At 67.4% G+C, this 2,981-nt stretch carries 4 protein-coding genes and 1 pseudogene; 2 read left to right on the forward strand and 3 right to left on the reverse strand.

From position 1 onward, the window contains the following. The first annotated feature begins 70 nt into the window (after window positions 1-70). On the forward strand, window positions 71-490 hold the full coding sequence (locus U9980_RS01900) for a hypothetical protein (protein WP_322766422.1): 420 nt from the start codon (window positions 71-73) through the stop codon (window positions 488-490). Beyond that, a complete protein-coding gene (locus U9980_RS01905) occupies window positions 487-1,281 on the forward strand; it encodes a helix-turn-helix domain-containing protein (RefSeq protein ID WP_322766423.1) in 795 nt (264 codons plus the stop codon). The genes U9980_RS01900 and U9980_RS01905 overlap by 4 nt, the downstream gene beginning before the upstream one ends. 117 nt (window positions 1,282-1,398) lie before the next feature. Here the strand turns inward: U9980_RS01905 and U9980_RS01910 are convergent, their stop codons facing one another. From U9980_RS01910 to U9980_RS01920, 3 genes and pseudogenes are all read right to left on the reverse strand, one after another. Next, window positions 1,399-1,674 (reverse strand): hypothetical protein, encoded by a 276-nt coding sequence (locus tag U9980_RS01910; protein WP_322766424.1) that lies wholly within the window; start codon window positions 1,672-1,674, stop codon window positions 1,399-1,401. A 597-nt stretch (window positions 1,675-2,271) separates the two neighbouring features. Continuing rightward, entirely contained in the window at window positions 2,272-2,562 is a 291-nt protein-coding gene (locus tag U9980_RS01915) for a hypothetical protein (protein ID WP_322766425.1), read from the reverse strand. A 144-nt stretch (window positions 2,563-2,706) separates the two neighbouring features. Then, window positions 2,707-2,916, reverse strand: a pseudogene (locus U9980_RS01920) (class I SAM-dependent methyltransferase); the annotation flags it as partial. Between the last annotated feature and the right edge of the window lie 65 nt (window positions 2,917-2,981).

A 2,981-nucleotide genomic window follows, 5' to 3' on the forward strand; every position in this document is an offset into this window, starting at 1 on the left:
TCGACAGCCCACGTTCGGTCGACAGCCGCCGACACCTGCACCGGACGCTGTATGGGGGTACCATACAGCCATGGCTCCGAACCGTTCGTTTCGTACGGTTGATGACGCGGCGGCCATCGCGGCGGCCATGATAAGTAACAAATACCCACTACTGAGCGTCTGGCGGCACGCTGTGCTCCAGCTGCTCGACGATTACACCAGCGTCCTGCGGCACAGCGGAACTGAAGCCGCCGCAGCCATATGGGCGGCACCTCCCCGCCCCAGCGGCGATCAGCGGGTGGATGGCGCGTTGGCCGCTCTGGCCGAGCATCTTGCTCGGCGTGATGCCTGGCGGCCACCCGGGTGGGTCCATGATCCACAGCGCGAGGCCGAACCGTGGTGGTTCGTCACAGCGTTGCGGGGAATGCAGCCTCGTGCGCTCGTCGAGTCGCCCTTGTCCTTCCGGAAACGGGGAGTGTTCATCACGGACGGAGCGCTTAATCGGGCATGAGCGTCGGACTGGGTCGCGACGAAATCATCACCCTGCTGGACGAACTGAATGACGAGCTTCACCGCCGTGACGTCCATGCCGACGTCTTCCTGGTCGGAGGCGCAGCACTCGCGCTCGCCTACGACGTGGGCCGGTCAACCCGGGACCTCGACGCCGTCTTCGTCCCGACAGACGTTGTCCGCCAGGCCGCAGAGGCCGTCGCCCAGCGGCGGGACCTGGCGAAGGACTGGCTGAACGACGCGGTGAAGGGCTTCCTGCCAGGACCCGACCCGGACGCCAAGCGGTACTACGACGGCGGCGCTCTTACCGTCGATGTCGCATCACCACGTTACCTGCTTGCCATGAAACTCCTCGCGTCCCGAGTCGAGACCGATGCCGACGACATCGCATTCCTCTACCGGCAGGTGGGCTTCACCACCGTCGACCAGGGGCTCGACCTGCTGGAGAGCATGTACCGGGGACGGCCGGTGGACCCGAAGGTCCAGTACCTCCTCACCGAGATCGTCGAAACACTCGCCGACGAACGCTCGACCGGTCAGGAATCGCAGTCCCACATCGCCGCCGCTTTGGCCACGGCTCGGCAGCACGCGACAGACACCGAAGCGGCGCGCCAGCGGATGCTTACAAGTGCCCGCGCCCGCCGTGCGGCCATTCTGGATGCGCACCGTGCCGGCATGTCCATCCGACAGATCGCCGCAGAGCTTGGCTGCAGCCCAGCCGTCGTTCAGGATGCGGTCCGCACCGCGCGGGTCGAGGCGGGCGATCGGACCTCCGGGACTGCCACTCCATAGTTCAGAGCGCCCGACAACAGGAGTGTCGATCAAGAAATGGGGCTGGATCGCCCGGGAGCCGTACCGGTGTCCTGTCGTGCCTACCAGGACCGACTCCCGGGCGATCTGGGATCTTCCTCAGCCACCCCGGAAGAACAGGAAGCCCGTGACCGCGATGTCAGGTGGGACCGGACTTTGCGTCGGCACCCAGGCGACCAGTGCGGGTAGCACGGTGCCGGGGAGCGGGTCGGTGATGCCGGCGTCGGCGGCGTAGTCGTCGTGCGGCAGCGGGTCGCCGGGGATGACCGGGCAGACGATCACCCGTCCGGTACCGGCGTTGTTGTACATGCCGGCGGAGACGATCAGAGCGTAGGCGGGGGTGTCGGCGCGCGCCCACACCTCACCCTGCCGCACGCCGCAGTTCCTCCAGCCGGGCGTACTCGGCCGTCAGGTAGTCCGGGGTGAGTCCCAGGGCGGCGTTGCGCTGCTGCTGGTGGGCGAACCGGGCGGTCCAAGATCGACTCGGCCAGCGTCTTGTCTACCCACGCCGACAGCGTCATCCCAGCGACGGCGGCCGCGGCGCGGGCCTGCTCGAGGGTCGCGGCCCGCACCGACACGTTCAGGTTCGGCATGTCACACACCATACGACGGACCGTCACACGATTGCTGTGGGACCAGCCAGCGCCCCGCATGCTCCATCCTGATTCCCGGGAAGAAGGGGTGGGCGGCGGTTACCGAGCGCCAGTTCCGCTGTCCGACTGTCACCGTATGTGGATGGTTGATGCCGGTGGGCCTGTGGTCCGGGTGCCGAGGGCAGTGCTCCTGGGAACCCCGGCCGTGCCGTAGGCGGCTATTTTCTGGCCGTCAGGTTCAGCCCGACGACGACGGCGGGCCGAGGCCCATCGGCAAGGTGGATGGTGTCGTGCTCGGCGAGCTGGGTCACGCCGTCCGGTCACCGGCATGGGGTCCGTGCATGTCCCGGATACTTCCGCTGACGGGAGTCGAGTTCGATCAGGATCCGGCCCACCAGGAGACAGCGACCACCGCGAGCACTCCACCGCCGAGTAGCCGACGCCACGGGTTGACGCCACGAATGATCTCGTCGCCCGCCCACACGACGATGGTGCCTCCCGCCGCAATGTTCAGCGCGATCATCTGGCTGCCGCGTGGATGGAGGAGCCATCTGACAACGGTGAGGCCTGCCCAGAGGAGCAGCGGGAGATTCGGCACCTGCGCGATCGTGATCCGACCCGTAGCGCGACTACGGAACAGCCAGTCGACGGCAGCTGCTCGTTTGCTCACTGAACGATCGAACCGCACGCTCGCGGTCTCCGCCGCGGCAGCAGGCCGGTCCGTGCCCCTCTCTGCGGCAGGACAGCGCATGTGGTGAACCCCATGTTCTCGCTCCGGGACCGGGTCCTGTTCACTCTGATCGCTACCACCGGGCTACAGGCGTCGGAGGCGCTCGGCCTGTACGTCGAGGATCTCGACCTGCTCCATGACGCGGACGTAGCTGAGGTCCCCATGTAGCAGGAGTTGGGATGCGGCGCCGGCGGTGAGGTAAAGGAACAGCCCTTCGGCCAGCCACGCCGTCGGGCTGGTGGCGTCGAACCCCGCCTCGGTCAGCGTCACCGTCCAGTCCTCCCGCAGGTCAGCTGGCCATGTCGACGAAACGGGAGTAGTGGCCCTGGAAGGCGACGGTGACGGTGCCGGTCGGGCCG

Source organism: Protofrankia sp. Cr1 (genome assembly GCF_963555865.1).
GTDB lineage: Bacteria > Actinomycetota > Actinomycetes > Frankiales > Frankiaceae > Protofrankia.

Excerpts from the sequence above, each read along its gene's own strand:
- U9980_RS01900 (WP_322766422.1), top strand. The coding sequence starts at position 71 with ATGGCTCCGAACCGTTCGTTTCGTACGGTTGATGACGCGGCGGCCATC.
- U9980_RS01905 (WP_322766423.1), top strand. The coding sequence starts at position 487 with ATGAGCGTCGGACTGGGTCGCGACGAAATCATCACCCTGCTGGACGAA.